This window comes from Methanocella sp., from assembly GCF_035506375.1.
Lineage (GTDB): Archaea > Halobacteriota > Methanocellia > Methanocellales > Methanocellaceae > Methanocella.
On sequence record NZ_DATJPM010000032.1, the window covers coordinates 1 to 18,836 of the forward strand.

At 56.7% G+C, this 18,836-nt stretch carries 18 protein-coding genes and 1 tRNA gene; 10 read left to right on the top strand and 9 right to left on the bottom strand.

Annotated elements, in window-relative coordinates; genetic code table 11:
• Positions 1–199: 199 nt before the first annotated feature.
• Positions 200–724: a GTP-dependent dephospho-CoA kinase family protein gene (locus VMC84_RS03585; protein WP_325378219.1), complete on the bottom strand. Its 525-nt coding sequence runs from the start codon at positions 722–724 to the stop codon at positions 200–202.
• Between the two features lie 2 nt (positions 725–726).
• On the bottom strand, positions 727–951 hold the full coding sequence (gene spt4 / locus VMC84_RS03590) for a transcription elongation factor subunit Spt4 (protein ID WP_325378220.1): 225 nt from the start codon (positions 949–951) through the stop codon (positions 727–729).
• Positions 952–1,085: 134 nt separating this feature from the next.
• Here spt4 and coaBC point away from each other — a divergent pair, with 134 nt between their 5' ends.
• Complete coding sequence (gene coaBC, locus VMC84_RS03595) at positions 1,086–2,300, top strand: bifunctional phosphopantothenoylcysteine decarboxylase/phosphopantothenate--cysteine ligase CoaBC (protein ID WP_325378222.1); 1,215 nt, start codon at positions 1,086–1,088, stop codon at positions 2,298–2,300.
• Entirely contained in the window at positions 2,297–3,127 is an 831-nt protein-coding gene (locus VMC84_RS03600; protein WP_325378224.1) for a pantoate kinase, read from the top strand. Before coaBC ends, VMC84_RS03600 begins: the two co-directional genes overlap by 4 nt.
• Before the next feature lie 4 nt (positions 3,128–3,131).
• Here VMC84_RS03600 and VMC84_RS03605 read toward each other — a convergent pair.
• A tRNA-Arg gene (locus VMC84_RS03605) sits at positions 3,132–3,205 on the bottom strand.
• Positions 3,206–3,323: 118 nt separating this feature from the next.
• Between VMC84_RS03605 and VMC84_RS03610 the strand changes: the two genes are divergently transcribed.
• The gene (locus tag VMC84_RS03610; protein ID WP_325378226.1) at positions 3,324–4,289 is read left to right on the top strand and encodes a DUF4349 domain-containing protein; all 966 of its coding nucleotides are present in this window, start codon (positions 3,324–3,326) and stop codon (positions 4,287–4,289) included.
• A gap of 7 nt (positions 4,290–4,296) precedes the next feature.
• Here VMC84_RS03610 and argS read toward each other — a convergent pair whose 3' ends face one another.
• From argS to VMC84_RS03635, 5 genes are all read right to left on the bottom strand, one after another.
• Positions 4,297–5,991: an arginine--tRNA ligase gene (gene argS, locus VMC84_RS03615; protein ID WP_325378228.1), complete on the bottom strand. Its 1,695-nt coding sequence runs from the start codon at positions 5,989–5,991 to the stop codon at positions 4,297–4,299.
• Positions 5,992–6,004: 13 nt separating this feature from the next.
• Positions 6,005–7,252, bottom strand: a complete 1,248-nt coding sequence (gene prf1 / locus VMC84_RS03620; protein ID WP_325378230.1) for a peptide chain release factor aRF-1 — start codon at positions 7,250–7,252, stop codon at positions 6,005–6,007.
• A gap of 261 nt (positions 7,253–7,513) precedes the next feature.
• A complete protein-coding gene (locus tag VMC84_RS03625) occupies positions 7,514–8,488 on the bottom strand; it encodes a 5,10-methylenetetrahydromethanopterin reductase (protein ID WP_325378232.1) in 975 nt (324 codons plus the stop codon).
• Between the two features lie 189 nt (positions 8,489–8,677).
• Entirely contained in the window at positions 8,678–9,331 is a 654-nt protein-coding gene (gene deoC / locus VMC84_RS03630) for a deoxyribose-phosphate aldolase (protein WP_325378234.1), read from the bottom strand.
• Between the two features lie 545 nt (positions 9,332–9,876).
• On the bottom strand, positions 9,877–10,716 hold the full coding sequence (locus tag VMC84_RS03635; protein ID WP_325378236.1) for a hypothetical protein: 840 nt from the start codon (positions 10,714–10,716) through the stop codon (positions 9,877–9,879).
• A gap of 194 nt (positions 10,717–10,910) precedes the next feature.
• Here VMC84_RS03635 and VMC84_RS03640 point away from each other — a divergent pair, with 194 nt between their 5' ends.
• Positions 10,911–12,722 (top strand): hypothetical protein, encoded by a 1,812-nt coding sequence (locus tag VMC84_RS03640; RefSeq protein ID WP_325378238.1) that lies wholly within the window; start codon positions 10,911–10,913, stop codon positions 12,720–12,722.
• Between the two features lie 341 nt (positions 12,723–13,063).
• Here the strand turns inward: VMC84_RS03640 and VMC84_RS03645 are convergent, their stop codons facing one another.
• Positions 13,064–13,627 (bottom strand): ribbon-helix-helix protein, CopG family, encoded by a 564-nt coding sequence (locus tag VMC84_RS03645; protein WP_325378240.1) that lies wholly within the window; start codon positions 13,625–13,627, stop codon positions 13,064–13,066.
• Between the two features lie 280 nt (positions 13,628–13,907).
• Between VMC84_RS03645 and VMC84_RS03650 the strand changes: the two genes are divergently transcribed.
• The 6 genes from VMC84_RS03650 to VMC84_RS03675 all read left to right on the top strand — a co-directional run bounded on the left by VMC84_RS03650 (position 13,908) and on the right by VMC84_RS03675 (position 18,826).
• Positions 13,908–15,113, top strand: a complete 1,206-nt coding sequence (locus VMC84_RS03650) for an ammonium transporter (RefSeq protein ID WP_325378242.1) — start codon at positions 13,908–13,910, stop codon at positions 15,111–15,113.
• 9 nt (positions 15,114–15,122) lie between these two features.
• Entirely contained in the window at positions 15,123–15,443 is a 321-nt protein-coding gene (locus VMC84_RS03655; protein WP_325378244.1) for a P-II family nitrogen regulator, read from the top strand.
• A 199-nt stretch (positions 15,444–15,642) separates the two neighbouring features.
• A complete protein-coding gene (locus tag VMC84_RS03660; protein ID WP_325378246.1) occupies positions 15,643–16,884 on the top strand; it encodes an ammonium transporter in 1,242 nt (413 codons plus the stop codon).
• A 10-nt stretch (positions 16,885–16,894) separates the two neighbouring features.
• Positions 16,895–17,224 (top strand): P-II family nitrogen regulator, encoded by a 330-nt coding sequence (locus VMC84_RS03665; protein WP_325378248.1) that lies wholly within the window; start codon positions 16,895–16,897, stop codon positions 17,222–17,224.
• A 191-nt stretch (positions 17,225–17,415) separates the two neighbouring features.
• A complete protein-coding gene (locus VMC84_RS03670; protein WP_325378250.1) occupies positions 17,416–18,306 on the top strand; it encodes a CPBP family intramembrane glutamic endopeptidase in 891 nt (296 codons plus the stop codon).
• 163 nt (positions 18,307–18,469) lie between these two features.
• Positions 18,470–18,826 (top strand): P-II family nitrogen regulator, encoded by a 357-nt coding sequence (locus VMC84_RS03675; RefSeq protein ID WP_325378252.1) that lies wholly within the window; start codon positions 18,470–18,472, stop codon positions 18,824–18,826.
• Positions 18,827–18,836: the final 10 nt, after the last annotated feature.

Below are 18,836 nucleotides of genomic sequence, written 5' to 3' on the forward strand. Positions count from 1 at the left end.
GCGGCGATCTTCGCCTTGATCTCGTCCCTGGACGGGGTGCCCAGGTTGTGAGATACGCTGAACTTTACCTCGCGCCTCTGGAGGAGCGGGTTCTTCTTTTCTTCAAGTACTTTTATGTCCATTTCTATCACCAGATTGCTCCAGTTGTGTTTTCATATTACGGGCGTACAATGTATATATAATTTTACTGGCCCGGGCACTACTCTTTGACCATCTGCTGCATGAGCAGAAGGGTCTCGCGCTTCTTCTCGGGCGTGACCTCGACGGCCACGACGCCCTCATTCGGCTGGCCGTATAGGACTAAAGAGCCGACGGGCGCGTACTCGCACGCGGGGATGACGGCCAGGTCCTCCTCGCCGTCCACGAAGATGCGGACGTGGCCCCTGGAGAGCATGTTATCCTTAATGGCGTCGATGAGCTCCTGCGAGACCACGCCGGCCGGGTTCTTCACGACGATGTCCTTAAAGGACTCGTGGGCCGTGCCCTTCCGGATCTCGTAGTCCACGGGCAGGCGCATGGTCATGTCGTCCACGATGCACATGTCCGGCACGATGCCGGCCCGTAAAAGATGATATGCGGTCACATCGCCGATGGCGATGACCTTCGGCAGACTCCGGTAGCTCCGGACGATGTCCCTGAGGCACGTGTCACTGTTACAGCGATAGAGCTTACCGAACGGCGTCTTCAGCCGATCGCGCAGCGCCGCGGTCAGCCTGTAGGCCAACTTTACCGCACCTTCAGCGCGAACTTGCCGGGCCTCTTGATGCCCATGAGCTTCGCGATCTCGGACTTCAGCGGGTCGACGATCACTAAGTAGCCGCTCCAGTCCTCGCTCAGCGAGCTCGACTGGCACATGGGGCACACGTCGCCTTCGACGAGGCTGTGGCACTCCCTGCATGCCTTCAGGTTGCTGCCCTTCTTCCGGGCACGGGAATCCTTGCCTTTTGCCATTTGAAATACTCCTAAAATATTGATTGCCTCAGGTAATTGTGTCGTGATTGTATCTTTGAAGTATAAATAGATTAGGTCAGCCCGATAGAAATGTTAATGTCTTTCATGCCAGATATTAGTTCGAGGCCTTAGCAATGGATGTCTCGCACCCCACGCTGGACCTGAAGTCCACGAAAAGCCATTCTCTGGATGATAAGCGCATCGTTCTCTGCGTCACGGGCAGCATCGCGGCCGTTGAGACCGTGAAGCTGGCCCGGGAATTAATCAGGCACGGAGCCGACGTTCAGGGTGTGATGAGCCAGGCGGCGCAGGCCATCATCAGCCCCTATGCGCTGGAGTACGCGACCGGGAGAAAGGCGATCACTGAAATTACGGGCGACGTGGAGCACGTCGCCTTTTGCGGGCGCCGGAAGGAGGCCTGCGATCTGCTTTTGATCGCGCCGTGCACCGCGAACACCATCGGCAAGATCGCGTCGGGCATCGACGACACGCCCGTGACCACGTTCGCCACGACCGCCATCGGCTCGAATATACCCATCATCATCGTCCCCGCCATGCACGGCTCCATGTTCGAACATGCCATCGTGAAAGAGAACATCCGGAAGCTGGAATCGGCAGGCATCAAGTTCATCATGCCAAAAATAGAGGAGGGCGCGGCCAAGATGCCCTCCGTGGACGAGATCGTGCTCGCCGTGGAAAGGACGCTCGCCGATTCACCGCTGAAGGGCTTGAAAGCCCTCATTACGGGCGGCCCGAACTTTGAGGCAATAGACCCGATACGGGTACTGACCAGCAGGAGCACCGGGCGCATGGGCGAGGAGCTGGCGCTGGAAGCATACCGCCGCGGTGCCGACGTGACTGTCGTACACCGTACGAAGATGAACGTCCGGGGCATCCGGGACGTGTTCGCCGACGGCTTCAGCGACATGAAAAAGGCCGTCATGGACGAGCTCGGGAAGGGCTATGATATTTACATCAGCGCGGCGGCAATCTCCGACTTTACCGTGGATCCGGCGCTGGAAAAGCTGAGCTCCGAAAAGCCGGTCACGCTGAAGCTGAAGCCGGCGGAGAAACTGCTTGACCGGGTGCGGCACGACTTTCCCGGGGTTTTCATCGTGGCGTTCAAGGCCGAGTCCTTGGGCGACGATGCGCTCATCGATAAGGCATTTAAAGCCATGGACCGCTCAATGGCGAACCTGGTGGTCGCCAATAAGTTCGGCGGCATCCGGGACCCGGAGTATAACGACGTCTATATCATAAAGGCCGACGGCGGCATCGGGCACGTCTCAGGCCTGAAGAGCCTGGTGGCCGGCGAGATCCTGGACGCCGTCTCGGAGTACTTCCAATGATCGGCAAGGCGTTCGCGCCTTCCCACATCACGGGCTTCTTTTACGCCCACGACGATCCGGACCCGCTCAAGGCAGGCTCCTGCGGCTGCGGCTTCACGCTGGAAGGGGGCGTGAGCACGACGGCCTGGCCCTCGAACACGGCCGAAGTCTACGTCGACGGCGTGCCCTCGGATGCGCCGACGACAAGGACGGTCATCGAATTATTGGCGGATAAGCCCGTCCACGTCGAGAGCGACCTGGACATGCCCGTCGGGGGCGGCTTCGGCGCCAGCGGCGCCGGGGCGTTCAGCACGGCGCTGGCCATAAACAGCGCCCTCGGGCTGGGCAAGACTTATAATGAGCTCGCATACGCCGCTCACGTGGCAGAAGTGAAGAACAGGACGGGGCTGGGCGACGTGGCGGGCATGACGCTGGGAGGCATCGTGATCAGGACACGGCCGGGCACGCCGTTCACGCTGGACCGTATCCCCATCGATGCGAGGGACGTCTACTGCGTACACTTCGGCCCCATATCGACGAAGAGCGTCCTGTCGGACCCGAAGGAGAAAGCCCTCATCAATGTAGCCGGGAAGAAGTGCCTGAAAGAGCTGCTGAAGGCCCCGACGTTTGATCATTTTATGCGGCTCTCCAGGAAGTTCTCCGTCGATACAGGCCTCATCAGTAAAAAAGCACTGGATGCGATCGAGACGGTCGAGGCGTTCGACGGCATGGCGTCCATGGCGATGCTGGGCGATACGGTTTTTTCGACGACGCCCGAAGGGCTCTCAAGCTTCGGGACCGTCATAAAAAGCAGGATAAGCCTGGAGCCAGCGCGCCTGTTAAAATAGAAAACGGACTCGCCGCGATTCGAACGCGGGTCTCCGGGTCCGAAGCCCGGTAGGATATCCTGGCTACCCCACGAGTCCACACAGATGAATGCACTAAACAGATACGTGCACATATATTTCTCTTTTGGCTTAATAGCTACGAATCGGCTTGCAGTCAAAGCCATTTTTATATAAACAGATGGCATCATAAACTATTATGAACTCTCATTCATCGATCAAAAAGGGATTAATGGCTATAGCGATACTCTGCGTCGTATCGTTCGCTCTCTTGTCGGGCTGCACTTCCGGCCTTGGCGGTGGATCGCCTACGTCCTCGCCCGGCGAGAAAAGCTACACGGGCGGCTCTTCGAACTATGCTCCGCCGCTTGCGGCGCCGGGCTATGGCGGCACCCAGGACTCGTCGTCATCGTACACAGGCTATACGACGCCCGTGGCGACGGGCACCCCCGGCAGCGTCTATACAAACGTGAACGACCGGAAAGTCATCATGACCGCCTCGGTCACGCTGGAGACGAGCAAGGTCGACGATACGGTCACCGGCATCCGTAACATCGCACAGGGGGCCGGCGGCTACGTCCAATCGTCGAGCACCTGGCTCTCCGGGAATAACCAGAAGCAGTCGAGCATCACCGTGAAGGTGCCCGCAGCCCAGTACGAGTCGTGCCTCGCGCAGATCAAGGCCCTCGGCAAGGTCAAGGCCGAGTCGAGCTCCGGGTCGGACGTCACCATGCAGTACATCGACCTGAGCGCCCGCCTCAAGAACCTGCAGTCGGAAGAAAAACAGCTTAATGATATCATGGGCATGTCCAAGAACGTGACGGAAGTGCTGGCCGTTGAGCAACAGCTGTTCCGCGTCAGGGGCGATATCGAGAGCACCCAGCAGCAGCTGAACTATCTCGGCAGCCAGGTAGACTTCTCGACCATCACCGCGAGCGTGGCCGAGCCGGAGCCCGCGGTCTCCTACGACTGGGGCATCGACACGGCCTTCAAGGACGGCATCCGGGCGTTCATCGGCATGATCGGGGCTCTAATCGTCGTGACGGGCTACCTCATACCGCTGATACTCTACCTGGCCATCGGGCTGGCTATCGTGTACTTCGTAGGAAAGTTCCTCTGGGCGCAGTACAAGAAGTGGCAGAATAAAAAATCGGGTAAGCCGTAAGGACGGCTTACATCTCTTCGGGGGCGGCGATGCCCAGGAGTTCCAGCGTGTTGGCAAGCGTAACTCTCGCCGCGTCCACCAGCGCCAGCCGGGCCTCCCGCAGCTCCGGCTCGGCGTTAAGCACGGGCACGAAGCGGTAGAACTGATTGAAGTCCTCAGCCAGTTCCCGGGCATAGTTGGCGATCAGGTGGGGCTTCAAGTCGCGCGCTGCAGTATCGACCACGTAGGGAAGCATGGCCATCTTCTTGATGAGGGCGGCCTCCTCTTTTTCTTTCAATACGGTGGCGTCGAACTGTCCGGGCTTTGCCTTCTCTAAGATACTGCACGTCCGGGCGTGGGCGTACTGGATGAACGGCGCGCCCTGCTTCTCGAAGTCCAGGGCTTCTTCCCACTTGAAGGTTATCGACTTTTCCGGGGCGACGCGGATGATGCCGAAGCGTATTGCCCCGATGCCGACCAGGTCGGCGATCTTCCGCTTCTTGTCCTCTGGAAGGTCATTCCGGCGCTTGTCGACCTCGACGTATGCGCGGGCCACGGACTCGTCCAGCAGGTCATCCAGGTTAACGACGACTCCCTTGCGGGTGGACATGCGGCCCTCGGGCAGCGAGACGAACGAGTAGAACACGATCCGGGGCGTCTTCTTCTCGCCTAAAATTTTTAGCGTGGCGTCCAGGCGCTGCATGGCGAGCTTCTGGTCCTCGCCTAAAACGTTCACGGCCTCGTCGCAGTTCGAGAGCTTCCACATATGGTAGGCGATGTCCCTGGTCGTGTACAGCGAAGTCCCATCGGCGCGGGTGAGCACGAACTCCTTGTCCATGCCGAAGGATGACAGATTCAGGGCAAGCGCCCCGCTCTTGCGCTCAGCATAAGGAGTCTTCGCCAGCCGGTCAACGATCTCGTTAACCGAGCCGTTCCTGACGAAGTCGGATTCCCACACGAACAGGTCATAGAAGACGTTCATGCGGGCCAGCGTAGTCTTCTGGCCATCCATGCACGTGTTGACCATTTTCTTGAACTTTACGGCCACTTCGGCGTCCATGTGCTCGTACTTGTTCAGTATCTCCGAGATCTCCTTCTCGACGGCCTCGTTGGACTTCCGCATGTCGGTCGCCGCACGGTAGACCTCCACGACGGCGTGGTCGGGCTTTTCTATCTCGGGCGGCTTCACGTCAAGCATATTCAGGTGGTCGTAGCCCCAGACGATAGTGGCCTCCTGCTTGCCCATGTCGTCCACGTAGTACTGCACCTGCACATCGTAGCCGCCGCTCCGCATGACCCGGGCCAGCGTGTCCCCGATGACGGGGTTCCGGCCCCGGCCCACGTGCAGCGGCCCGGTCGGGTTGGCAGACGTGTGCTCCAGGACGACCTTAATGTTCTTAGGAGGCAGCAGGACGCCGTTCCTGCCCTTTTTAACGATCGCGTCCAGGGACTCGGCCAGGTACTTTTCATTAGCGTAAAAGTTGACGTACGGGCCGGCGGCCTCCACCTTTCCGATGTGCTCGCTCGTGCCCATCCTGGAGACGATCTCTTTTGCTATTTGCGCCGGGTTTTTCTTTAATTCCTTGCCCAGCCGGAACGGCAGCGCCGAGCTCACGTCGGCGTGCGCCGATTCGCCCAGGTACATATCGGGCGACGCGTAGCCCGAATCGGCCACGGCCTTCTCCATCAGCGAGCGGGCCTCTTCCAGAAGTTCCAGGTACATACTCACAACCCCTTTACACGCCCGTCCTGTAGCGCAGGATGGCCGCGATGCCGCCGAACGCGTTATACAGCTGCTCGCCCTCTTCGAACTCGGTGGAGATGAACTCGACCTCGGTGTTCATCTGCTCGGCCGTGATGGATAACTCGTCCACCACGTCGACCTGCTCCGCGATGTTCAGCGTCGACTGGCACTTCGGGCACTTGCCATAGTCGAGGGTCGCCTTCTCGCCCGCCCGGTGCTTGACCGTCGTGGTCGAGGCATAGTCGCAGTTCTGGCACTTCAGCGTGATCCGGCTGCGCCTCAGGTCCTCGGAAAGCAGCAGTACGTCAACCGACCCCATGTTCAGGTTGCTGCGCACCGAGTCCTCGCCGTAGGCCGCCAGGCCGTCCTCGCTCACCAGCGCCCTCATGAAGCGTTCCATGAGCTTCTTCTCCTTGACCACCTCGAGGCTGGTCAGGGTATCGCTGGCCGCGTCCATTAGCTCGCCCAGTCCGGACTCGTCCGTATAGGCGATGTCGAAAAGGCCCAGGATCTTGGGCTGCAGCTCGTGGTGTAAATACTCGCCCTTAACGAACTCCTCCTTCGTCGGGGTGGGGCCGCCGATGAGGATGCCCTGAAAGTCGTTCCGGTCGATGGCGAGGAAGATATCGTTGGCCGCGTCCCCGATCCGCGTGTTGAAGTCGTTGATGGCGATGAGACGAAGCTGCTGGAAACGGTGGGACGACTGGCCGCCCTTCCGCTGCTTGCCCGGGACGGTGCTGGTCAGGTGCCGCAGCGCCGTGACTTTTTTGCCTTTTAGCGTGCCGATGGTCGCCTCCCGGCGGTCCAGCACGATGAGCCCGAAGGTCTTCCGGTCTACGAGCATCTCGTCGAGTTTATCCGTCTCGAAGCTGCTGCCGCACCTGTATGAGAAGGAGGTGATGGGCTGTGAGGGGACGATGGTGATGGCCTCCATCGAGGTGCGGTCGCCGCCGATGCTGATGGCCCCACAGAAGATGGCCATGCCGTTCTCCGGGGGCTCCTTGTAATACTTGAGGCGGGACATGATGGACTCCAGGGCGCTCTGGACGTTGTCCCGGGTCGACTTGGACTTGATGTTCGCCGACGAGCCGTGCTCGTCCCGCAGGTACGCCACAACGTCCGATATCCTCTTGTCGTGCGGGATATAAAGGGAGATAAGCTCGGTGCCCTGGCCCTGCTTGCTCTTTAATTCCTCGAGCTGTTTCTTGAATTCATACTTGTGCCTTGCTTCTTCGGTCATGTGAGTTGTATCCTTTTTAATGAAGTTCGAAAACGTTACGGGGCTGTTTAAAACGCACAGCTAAGCGTTATAATCATGAAAATCAGGTCGATGCGCTAATCCAGGATGAGGCGGGCTGGCTGCGTTAAAACATGCCTCAGGCCGCCGGTGGAAAATAAACCATGGTTGCGCACATCCCTGAGAATGGCCAGACCCGATATATAAAGCTTACGCAGGAAAAAGCGCTAATAAATAAAAGAAGAAAGTGGGAGGTTAACCCACTTACGGTATTACGTACTTGCCGATGAGGCGGATCGAGTTGTTCTTGTCCGCGCCGATCGGGGAGCCGGCAACGATCTGGGTGACGCCCATGTCGGTCAGGCCCTTGATCTTGGCGTTCAGGTCGGCGGGCGTGCCGTAGATTGAGAACGCGTCGATCATCGCGTCGTTGACTGCGCCGAACGCGGTCTTGAAGTCGCCCTTCGCCAGGCCGCCCTTGATGGTGTTGACGGCGTTCAGGTCGAGGCCGTGCCTCTGCAGGACGGGTACGGGTGCGCCCGCGGCGATGAACGCCACGACGGGCTTGACTGCGCCCTTTGCCTTCTTTGCGTCGTTGTCGATCGCGAACGAGGTGTACGCGGCGATGTCGAACTTCTTCTCGCCGGCGGCCTTCTTGATGATGGGCACCGCGAACTGGAAGTCCTTGGGGTTGGACGCGTTAATTAACGCACCGTCGCCGATCTTGCCGGCGGTCTCGAGCATCTTCTCGCCCTGTGCGCCGATGTAGACGGGGATTGCCTTCTGCTTGGGCTTGTATGCCAGCCCTGCGCCGGCGAACTTGAATACCTTGTTGTCCGGGGTGCTGACAGGCGCGCCGGTCCACAGGTTCCTGATGACCGATACGGCCTCAGTAAGCCTCGCGACGGGGGTCTCCATCGGGATGCCGATCTTCGGGAGGGTGCTCAGGTCGCCGGGGCCGATACCCAGGGTGGCCCTGCCGTCGGATATCTCGTCGAGCGTGCAGATCGCCGAGGCGGTCACTGCCGGGCTGGCGGTGAACGCGTTGGTGATGCCCGGGCCCATCTTGATCCTCGAGGTGTTGTTCGCGATGAGGGCAAGGCTCTCAAAGACGTTGCGGTTGTTGTAGTGGTCCGTGATCCATAGATAGTTCAGACCAGCATCTTCTGCAAACTTACAATAGTTGATCAGTTCCTTTATTGGAACGTTCGGAACGAATTCTATACCGAAAGTAGCCATAAATTATACCTCACTTAGGTCTTTTTAACCTAAATATAGTGTAATGAAACTACTTACTTAAAAGAATATCGGTTTTATAGCTTATTAGTGATAAATATTTTTTCTACTCTAATAAAATCGCCATTATTTATTATATTAATAGTTATATTTTTATTGTATTATGGCGTGGTACAGGATCCGGTTATTTGCCTAGTGGAAGCCCTTCATGATGGCGGGCCCGGAGCTGGCGCCGATGCGCGAGGCGCCCGCGTCCAGGAACTTTTTCGCGTCATCGAAGGTGCGTATGCCGCCCGAAGCCTTGATCTTTATGCCCGGCACCTCCCGGGCGATCAGCCGGACATCTTCGACGGTCGCGCCCTTCGGGCCGTAGCCCGTCGAAGTCTTAACAAAGTTCGCGCCCGAGCCCTTTACGAGGCGCGCGGCCAGCACCTTCTCCTCGTCCGTCAGGTAGCACGTCTCGACGATGACTTTGACCGTGGCGCCCTGGGCCACTGCGACGACGGAGGACAGTTCTCTTTTAACCTCCTCGATGAGGCCGGTCTTCAGGTACCCGAAATTCATGACGACATCGATCTCATCCGCCCCCGCGTCCACGGCCGCCCATGCCTCGGACGACTTTGCATACGAGGCGCCCGAGCCGAACGGAAACCCGACGACGCAGCAGGTATTCACGCCGGTATCCCCGAGCCGCTTTTTCGCCAGCCCCGCCCAGCACGAGGCCACGCAGGCAGAGGCGAAGCCATATTCCACGGCCTCGTCGCACAGCAATAAAACGTCTTTATCGGTGGCGTCGGGCCTGAGTAGCGTGTGGTCGATGTGGCGGGCGAACTCCCGTGCGTTCATGGCCGATGATATGCATTATTATGATAAAAGGTTATTTTTAAAATCCAGAAAACAAAATATTTGCTGCGTTGAATATTGATAGGTCATTGTTTAGCAAGTAGTCTTATTTTTATCGTTTGCGTAATAGCCAAATTTATCGATAGTTTCCGATTATCATTTTCAAGTTTTATGCTTTGTTGAATATGCCCTTTTAAGTCTCAGAGTGTACGGAGGGCACTATTTTTCACCACAAAGGCACGAAGAGCACGGAGGCCCACAAAGACTTTTTTATAATTAAGAGACAATGAACACCGAGCCGCTTTTTGAACTTATAAGATACAGGATATGAAGGCACGATGGCAAAAAGTGCTCTTATTAATTCCACGATGCCCTTGTATCCTTCGTGCCCTGATCGCCAATGAACCAGCTTTGTGTACTTTGTAACTTAATCTAAAAAGAAAACTTTGTGGGCCTCCGTGCTCTTCGTGCCTTTGTGGTGAAAAATAGTGCCCTCAGTGCTCTTAAAAAGCTTAAAATACGGGAGTAATTCAACACAACAAATTTTTTTATGGGTCCAGTATGTTCAGCTCTTTGACGAAGCCGCAATTGAACTGGCCATTGATGTAATACTTCACGGTGATGCGATAGAACCCTTTCAGGCCCGTCGTATTCGGCACAGAATAGCTGAAATTCCTGGTGAACGAGGTCTTTTCCCCGACCGTAAGAGGCGTATCGATTTCCTCCGAGACCAGGTCCGAGCTCCAGAAGGAGCCATAGTCCGTGTATATGTATTTCTGGAGGCCCATCGTCATGTGCGCCGTCGTATCGAGGGCGGGGCCGTCGTTATACATCTTCACGCTGACGCCGACCGTATCGCCCGGATAGGCCCAGCCCGAGCCCATGTTGGAATGAGCAAGGTCCAGGTACAATGGGCCATTACCGGAAATATAGGAATTCTCCACCGGCGCCAGGCTGAACTGGTCCTTCTGCTTGAGAGGCGTGATGCTCTCGTAGAAGGGCGTATCGGCTATCGGGACAGGCGTAGGAGTCGGCGTTATCGACGGCACAGGAGTCGGCGTGGGCGTAGGCGTGGGAGTCGGAGTAAGATTAGGAGAAGGCGTAGGAGTCGCAGTGGGCGTCGCAGTAGGAGTAGCCGTAGCAGTCACCGTGGGAGAAGGCGTGACGGAAGCCGGAGGCACGGGCGTGGCACTGGCAGTGGCCGAAGGAGCGTAGGACGGCAAAGCCGTCGGGACAGACGAAGGGACAATAGTAACAGTGGGGTTGGCCGTCGGCGTGTCGTCGCCGTTATTCATCGTCAGCGTCCTGCCCACGAATATACCGATCGCGAGTAAGATCATCAGCAATATCGCGACCGCGGCGATATTCAGCAAAGTCCTCTGGTTCAAGCGAGCACGCGCCAATCCGATCCCTTACCCTATAATGAGCATGGTCGTCATATATTTTTTGGACCCTGCGGATGCCGGATAAAGCCTTGAGCGGCTTTTATTAACAATTATTCTACAAAAAAATACCATTAAGGGATAAAACCTGCCCATAAATATATAAAACCGCCCCATATCTTTGCACATGGGGATGGTATATGCTAAAATGCACGAATACAAGGCTAGTTTTCGCCAGGTTCGCATGCGTTATGGCGGCGGTCTCGGCACTGATCGTCATATGCGCCGCATGCTCGACGGCCCAGCAGGCGCTGCCGGAAGACTGGCCGCAGACCGTGAGCGTGCCCGGCATGGAGAAGGTGACGGGGCTCGTTCAGGGCGATAACAATATGAGCTACTCGATCAGCGTGATCTCGCAGGATGCGAACAAGATCAACTTCCAGGTGAACGCGTTCTGCGTCGGCAACCCGGAGTCGGACTACGCGATACTACACCTATTAAATAAGCCGCTGCCGGGCGTGCTTGACCAGGATAAAAAGGCGCTCCAGATCGACTTCTCGCCCCTGGACACGGGGCTGAAGTCCGTGAGCATCATCGACAAGGCCGACGTGAATAAGGTACTCCTGCAGACGAAGAACTCGATGGTCCTTAACACTGTCATGTCGGTGCAGTCGGCCGACGCGTCCCAGGTCAGGTTCTCGATCTCGGACATGTCGCTGCTGCAGCCGGACGGTACGCTGGACGAATTCTCGCTGCCCGAAGCGGTGCCGGCCTATTACAGCCCGGAGACGGACCGCTTCTCGACTATAGGGTTCCCTGAGATGGCCAGTGTCCTGCAGCAGAACTACGTCCTGGTCCAGGAGAATACATACGTTAACGTGGTCAACGTGGTGAACGAGGTCAATGTGGTGAACGTCGCGGACTTCGGAGGCTGTGGATGGGGAGGCATACCATGCGGTTATGGCGGTTATGGAGGCTACGGCGGCTACGGCGGCTACGGTGATTATGGAGGCTACGGCGGCTATGGAGGCGGGTTCACGCCTTACTGTGACCCGCTGCCGCTGGCGAATCCCGAGCCTGTTGCGCCCCTGGGGATACCGCATGATGTGTCCGTATATCGCGCAAGGCATTCGGATAAGCCCGGCGATGACAGGCCCATCGCCGCGAGAAGGGATCACGGCAATAGAAACGGTGATCTGGGAGGCATTGATGGCGGTAAAGGCCGGGATGCCATGGGCGACAGGGGCGGCATATCCGGTAGAGATACGACTCATACCGGGCAAGGAGTACTTTCGGGCGACAGAGGTGCCATATCCGGCCGGGATTTAACTAATACCCGGCCTGGGTCAGTGCCCGGCGGCAGGTTAGCGACAGACTATGCGGCGGGCCACGCGGCAAATCGCCTATCAGGGGCATCGCAGAGACAGCCTGATACGGGCGCCGCTCTTGCGGGCATGAAGTCTGGCGGGGATGCGGCGAAGCGGACTGTGGCGCAGTCGGCGCAAGGCTTAAATGCGGTGTCTAAGCCGTCTTCAAAAGTCTTGCAGAACACGCCGGTACAGAGGACTTCATCGAATCATCTAAAAAGCGCTCCTGTAAAGCATACCACGGTGAAGTCGGCGCCGGCCTCGAATAATGCGGCCACTAAGGCGGTGACGGGGGCCGCTAACCCGGCGGCATTAACTCAAAGCCGGCCGAACGCCAGGACGGTGCCGGCGAGCGTAAAGTCCGCGGGCCCGCCCGCGGTTACAAGGACGAATATACAGCCGGCCAGGCAGACGGTAAAAAGCTCGACGCCGACGTATAAGTCGGTCTCGTCGCCTCAGACTGTCAGGCAGGCGGCCGCCCCGGCGAATAAGGCCGCGTCGACCCAGCGTGGGCGGGCCGTATCTGCCCCAAAGACGACATCAGTGCAGCATTCTCCGGCCCGCACTATGGCCCATTCGGCGCCTTCGGGCGCTTCCCATGCGGCATCGCGGCCGGCGGCAAGTGGAGGGGGGCGGCATAGATAGCCCTCCCTCTGTTATATCACAAAAACATGAAAATAATTTTATGCGAATAGCGGCGGGAGACCTGGAAAACGACTGAATATATAATTAATATCCAATGTGATATAAGCCTTACTAAAATAAGTATAAATATTGAGACTTTCAAAAATATTGATTGTCTCAAGGTTTTCGACTCTCGTCTGCGGGCAGCTAAACCTTGACAGGTGCGAGGTGGTTGCCGATATAGAACCAAAGCGCAACCACCCCACCGAATTGAGCCTACAATGTTTTTCTGACTATTAATAATTTGTTGTCTTCCTTTGCCCGTTGTGCCGTATTCCTTCAGATCAGTTAGAAATAGTCAGTCATGGTATTTTCTTTTCGCCATTCAGCGTAATGCGAAGCTTAGAATAGTCTTCCTTGATGTTGGCGTTAAATCCCATGCCCGCGAAGGTCTCTTCCAGGAACTCGCGCACGAAACGCCGCTGGGTGCCGGAGCCGGTCAAAAGCGTATACTCGTTGGGGGCACTGTCGGAACGGCTGATCTTGAGCAGGTTACACGTCTCAAGGCGCTTCATCATCTCCACGGGCGTCGTGACTTTTTTCGCAAGCTGCTCTGCATGGGACCGCGCGATATCCCGGTGCGTATTCCAGAACTCCGACTGGCTGGAAGAGCTCTCCACCGTTTTCAGGAATAGCAGCCAGTGGTCTATGTCGAGGATGATGTGCTCCCCATTCCCGAGCATGTCCTTATACTCAGCGACGCGCTCGTCGGGCGGGCCGTTAAGAGAAGCGCGATTGTCGTAATAAAAGTTAATGGCGCGACGTATCAGCTCGCTCTGGGACACGTCGAGCTCATCCCTCATAGCCTCGAAATTGCGGTAAGATTTCTCGTCGAAAGAGACTGTTACCCGGATGGGAGAGTTCATCAGGAAGAACATTGCCTTGTTATGTTATTTATATTTATCTAAAATTAACCGGATGCATTGATTGCGCAAGCACGAGCCAAACCAACTTTAGCCTTTTCATAAAAAATCATACAAATTATGATAACTTATGATTGTTATGAAATAGTAAGAAATATATATGAGTTATAGGAAAAGGAAATCCTATGGTGATACTCGGTATATAACAAACCGTCGGGCGATAACTATCCGCTAGTGTTTAATATAGGTGAATTGTGATGACCAAGGCTCAACAGGTGATAACATGCCCATAAGCGCGGGAGATACCGCATGGATCATAACCGCTACGGCGCTCGTAATGCTCATGACCCCCGGCGTAGGGTTCTTTTACGGAGGGCTCGTCCGGAGGAAGAATGTCATATCGATGATCGCGCTGTCGTTCATCGCGTTCGCGCTCGTCAGCGTCCAGTGGGTGCTGTATGGCTACAGCCTGGCTTTCGGGCCCGACGTGGGCGGCCTCATCGGCGGCCTCGACAACGTCGCCCTCAATGGCGTAAGCCTGGGGGCGACGGGCAGCTTGACCATCCCGCAGATGCTCTTCATGCTCTTCCAGATGGTCTTCGCCACGGTCACGCTGGCGATCCTCACTTCGGTATTTGCCGAGCGGGTCCGGCTGTCGTCGTTCATCGTGTTCGGCCTCCTCTGGACTACGCTCGTCTATGACCCGATCGCCCACTGGGTATGGGGCGGCGGCTGGCTGGCACAGTTAGGCGTCCTGGACTTTGCAGGCGGCGCGGTCGTCCACATCAGCGCAGGCTTCTCGGCGCTCGCGATCCTCATGGTCATCGGCAAGCGCATCGGCTTCGGCAAAGACCTGATGGAGCCGAACAACATTCCTATCGCTTTAATCGGCATGGCCATGCTCTGGTTCGGCTGGTTCGGGTTCAACGGCGGCAGCGCCCTGGCGGCGAACGGCCTGGCGGTCAACGCCATCGTGGTCACGAACACGGCGGCCGCCGCGGGCGCCCTCGTCTGGATGATGTTAAGCTGGAAAGACGGAAGGCCGGCTTCGCTGGGCGTCGCCAGCGGGGCCATCTCCGGCCTGGCCGCCATCACGCCCGCCGCGGGCTACGTGGACATCTTCGGCGCGCTCGTCATCGGTATCGTCGCGGCCGCCGCCTGCTACATCGCGCTCACGTTCCGCATCCGGAGCGGCTGGGACGAGAGCCTGGACGCCTGGTCCATCCACGGCGTAGGCGGCCTGCTGGGCGTATTTATGACCGGTATCTTCGCGACCACGGCCATTAACAGCTATTCCGGGCTGCTCGAGGGCAATGTCCACCAGCTCTTCGTGCAGGTGATCGCCATCGTGGCGACGGTCCTTTATTCCCTGATAGTTACCTTTATCCTCGCTAAGGGAGTAGATATGACCATGGGCCTGAGGGTCAAAGAGGAAGAGGAATATGTCGGGCTCGACATTTCCCAGCATGGTGAGAGGGCCTATACATAAGGTGAATATATGAAAATGGTGCAGGCGATAATTCGGCCGGAAAAGACGGAGGCGGTAAAAAAGGCCCTTGAGGATAAGGGCTTTATCGCCATGACGATCATCGAGGTCCGGGGCCGGGGCGAGCAGAAGGGCATCACCCTGGAGTACAGGGGAAGAAAGGTCGAGGTCGATACCATCCCCAAGATGAAGCTCGAGATGGTCGTGGAAGACGAAGACGTCGGTACGATCATCGATACCATTCGGGCGAGTGCCCGCACGGGCAAGGTCGGGGACGGCAAGATCTTCGTCCTGCCCGTGGATAAGATGTGCAAAGTGCGTATCGACGATTAAGGGCTTATTGTTGCTCTTTTCTTTTTTTATCGGTTTATCAAGTACGTTAAGAGATTTTATGAATTTTACTTATTAATAAGTTATATATATAACTTGTAGGAATTACATATCCTACGGTAATACCTGGCTCATAACACAACGGCTCATAATATCGTCCCTATCTGGCCAGGATCGATCATATTTGTAGGTGAAACATAACATGGTAATCAATTCAGGAGATACGGCATGGCTGCTGGCCTCGACGGCGCTGGTCATGATCATGACGCCCGGCGTCGGGTTCTTCTACGGCGGCCTGGTGCGAAGAAAGAACCTCGTTTCGATGATCACTCTCTCGCTGGTCGCGTTCGCCCTGGTGAGCCTCCAGTGGGTGCTCTTCGGGTATAGCCTCGCGTTCGGGCCCGACGTAGGAGGCCTCATCGGGAACCTCAGCTTCCTGGGGCTCCATGGCGTCGGCCAGGATGCGGCGGTCATCGCGGGAGTTACGCTGACCGTTCCTGCTCTGGCATATATGGTATTCCAGTTGGTCTTCGCCACGGTCACGCTGGCCATCGTTACGTCGGTGTTCGCCGAGAGGGTCAAGCTTTCCTCGTTCATCATATTCGGGCTCATCTGGACTACGCTGGTCTATGACCCGCTGGCCCACTGGGTGTGGGGCGGCGGCTGGCTGGCGAACCTCGGCAGCTACATCGGGATGACCGGCGGCGCCCTGGACTTCGCGGGCGGCACGGTCGTCCACATCAGCTCGGGCTTCTCGGCCCTGGCGATCGCCCTCGTCATACGCAAGCGCGCCGGCTTTGGCAAAGACCTCATGGAGCCCAGTAACATACCGTTAGCGCTATTGGGCGCATCCCTGCTGTGGTTCGGCTGGTTCGGGTTCAACGCGGGGAGCGCGGTCGCCGCGAACGGCCTGGCCGCAAGCGCCTTCGTCGTGACCAACACGGCGGCCGCGGCGGCCGCCCTGACGTGGATGCTCCTGAGCTGGAGGAACGGCCGTCCGGCTTCGCTGAGCTTTGCCAGCGGCGCCGTAGCGGGCCTTGTTGCGATCACGCCGGCCTCGGGTTACGTGGACCCCCTGGCGGCCATCGTAATCGGCGTCATCGCCTCGTGCATCTGCTACTACTCGATGCTCTTCCGCATCAAGAAGGGCCTGGACGAGAGCTGCGATTGCTGGTCGGTGCACGGCATGGGCGGCCTGACGGGCGCCCTGCTCACGGGCATCTTCGCCACGACTGCGGTCAACAGCTACTCGGGCTTGCTGTACGGCAACGTGAACCAGTTCATCTTCCAGGTCATCGCGGTCCTGGTATCGGTGTGCTACTCGTTCATCGTTACCTACGTCCTGATCAAGATCCTGGACTCGACGATCGGCATGACCGTAAAGGAAGAAGAAGAATATGTCGGCCTGGATATCTCGCAGCATGGCGAGCGGGCCTACTCGTGAGGCGATCAGAATGAAGATGGTACAGGCGATCATCCGGCCGGAAAGGCTGGACTCGGTGAAGAAAGCCCTTGAGGAACAGGGATTTGTCGCTTTGACGATCATCGAGAGCAAGGGGCGGGGGGAGCAAAAAGGCATCACCCTGGAATACCGCGGGAAGAAGGTCGAAGTGGACACGCTTCCCAAGGTAAAGATAGAAGTCGTCATCAAAGACGACCAGGTGGATAAGGTCATTAGCGTCGTCCGGGGAGCCGCGAGGACCGGCAAGTTCGGCGATGGCAAGATCTTCGTCCTGCCCGTCGAGTTGATGGCGAAAGTGCGGACAGATGAAGTCTGGACATAAGAGCCCTGTCACAGGGCTCTTACTTTTTTTGCCTCTAACGCGTTTTTGGGGTAATGCGAATTCTTCCTGGAGTGCCCCTATGTACTATGGGACTCCGAATAGGCATAGGAGAAAAGCGGGAATGCTTTTTTATCATTCCGTTATTGACGTATGGCAAGCTTTATTGGGAACGTTAACATCTAGATGGGCATATGAGCGACGTTAAAAAAGGCGCACGAAAGCAGAAGGGCGGTTCCACGGCGGGCGCGAAGGTCTCGCGGGAGCTGGGCATATCCGTGATGGTCGCCGTACTGTATGGCCTTTTCCTGGTGGAGACGATCTGGGAAAGCAGCCTGCTGGGCCTGGCCTTTTCCATAATCCTTTTTGGCATCCTGGTGCTGATGGCCTATCTACTGGGCGGCTCAAAGAAGGAGCAGAGGCAGTTCAGGTCGCTCGTTTTAGTGTTTATTGGGCTCTCCCTGCTGTCCATTATCGTGGAGCTTCTCCGTTACCTGGATATTCCGGCCGCGGCCGGAACGTTCTGGGCCGGTGCCCTGGGAGCGGCCATCGCGATCGCATCGGTCATCGCGATCGCTGTACTCGTATATATCGAAAAGGACGAGCTAAAAAAATTGTATATCCATGCCGGCGACGTGAAAGCGATGTGGCTAGGCGCTGCAGGTCTCATAATTTGTCTTGTGGCCGGGCTCGCGGGTGCATATTTTGTCTTTGGCGGCAGCATCCTCGGCCAGGATAAATTTTTAAGGATTGCGGCCTCGGTCATCATCTTCGGTGTCCTGGCGGGCATCGTCGAGGAGGCCTGGTTCCGCGGGCTGCTCCTGACCCGCATTGTTCCCATCCTGGGCGAATCACGCGGGAACATCTACCAGGCGGCGGTCTTCGGCGCCTTCGAGACGGTCTTGTTCTATATGATCACGGGGCAGGCCGCCTACATTCCGGTCATATTCATCATCGGGATATTCATGGGATACTACTGGGGCAGGGCGACCATAAAAGCGGACAGCCTGGCAGCTCCCGCTTTATTGCACGTGGGCCTCTACGTTTTACTGTTGTTGCCCCTGGTCACTGGCCTCTCGTCCTGAGGCGAATGCTCTCTTATTTTTCATAGGGTCCGTTGTATTTTAGAGTTTAACAAGTTCATAGCATGAGAAATATTTATATATAGTAACAAGGAAACATACTTCTTGTATAGGTACTATAAATATAGACGTATACCATACAGTCGAAGGCTCAGGGTGTATAGACATGAAAAAGATCGAAGCGATTATCAGGCCTACAAAGCTTGAAGAAGTAAAAAAAGCCTTATCCGCCGCGAAATACAACAGTATCTCCGTCACGGAGATCAACGGCAGAGGCAAACAGAAAGGCACCGTCCAGCAAATAAAGGAAGACGGCGAGTCCAGGTATACCTGGTATCGCAGGGAAATACTCCCTAAAGTCAAAGTGGAAATCTTCGTAAACGATGACGAGGCACAAAAAGTCATTAATACAATATCTACCTCGGCCTGGACAGGCGATATAGGCGATGGCAAGATCTTTATTCTTCCAGTAGATAACGTCATAAAGATCCGGACCGGCGAAATGGATGAAAAAGCTTTATAGGCCTACCCTT

Bases quoted from the DNA above. Each gene is read 5' to 3' on its own strand.
- spt4 (WP_325378220.1), bottom strand. From the start codon at position 951: ATGGCAAAAGGCAAGGATTCCCGTGCCCGGAAGAAGGGCAGCAACCTG.
- coaBC (WP_325378222.1), top strand. From the start codon at position 1,086: ATGGATGTCTCGCACCCCACGCTGGACCTGAAGTCCACGAAAAGCCAT.
- VMC84_RS03600 (WP_325378224.1), top strand. From the start codon at position 2,297: ATGATCGGCAAGGCGTTCGCGCCTTCCCACATCACGGGCTTCTTTTAC.
- VMC84_RS03610 (WP_325378226.1), top strand. From the start codon at position 3,324: ATGAACTCTCATTCATCGATCAAAAAGGGATTAATGGCTATAGCGATA.
- argS (WP_325378228.1), bottom strand. From the start codon at position 5,991: ATGTACCTGGAACTTCTGGAAGAGGCCCGCTCGCTGATGGAGAAGGCC.
- prf1 (WP_325378230.1), bottom strand. From the start codon at position 7,252: ATGACCGAAGAAGCAAGGCACAAGTATGAATTCAAGAAACAGCTCGAG.
- VMC84_RS03625 (WP_325378232.1), bottom strand. From the start codon at position 8,488: ATGGCTACTTTCGGTATAGAATTCGTTCCGAACGTTCCAATAAAGGAA.
- deoC (WP_325378234.1), bottom strand. From the start codon at position 9,331: ATGAACGCACGGGAGTTCGCCCGCCACATCGACCACACGCTACTCAGG.
- VMC84_RS03640 (WP_325378238.1), top strand. From the start codon at position 10,911: ATGCTAAAATGCACGAATACAAGGCTAGTTTTCGCCAGGTTCGCATGC.
- VMC84_RS03645 (WP_325378240.1), bottom strand. From the start codon at position 13,627: ATGAACTCTCCCATCCGGGTAACAGTCTCTTTCGACGAGAAATCTTAC.
- VMC84_RS03650 (WP_325378242.1), top strand. From the start codon at position 13,908: ATGCCCATAAGCGCGGGAGATACCGCATGGATCATAACCGCTACGGCG.
- VMC84_RS03655 (WP_325378244.1), top strand. From the start codon at position 15,123: ATGAAAATGGTGCAGGCGATAATTCGGCCGGAAAAGACGGAGGCGGTA.
- VMC84_RS03660 (WP_325378246.1), top strand. From the start codon at position 15,643: ATGGTAATCAATTCAGGAGATACGGCATGGCTGCTGGCCTCGACGGCG.
- VMC84_RS03665 (WP_325378248.1), top strand. From the start codon at position 16,895: ATGAAGATGGTACAGGCGATCATCCGGCCGGAAAGGCTGGACTCGGTG.
- VMC84_RS03670 (WP_325378250.1), top strand. From the start codon at position 17,416: ATGAGCGACGTTAAAAAAGGCGCACGAAAGCAGAAGGGCGGTTCCACG.
- VMC84_RS03675 (WP_325378252.1), top strand. From the start codon at position 18,470: ATGAAAAAGATCGAAGCGATTATCAGGCCTACAAAGCTTGAAGAAGTA.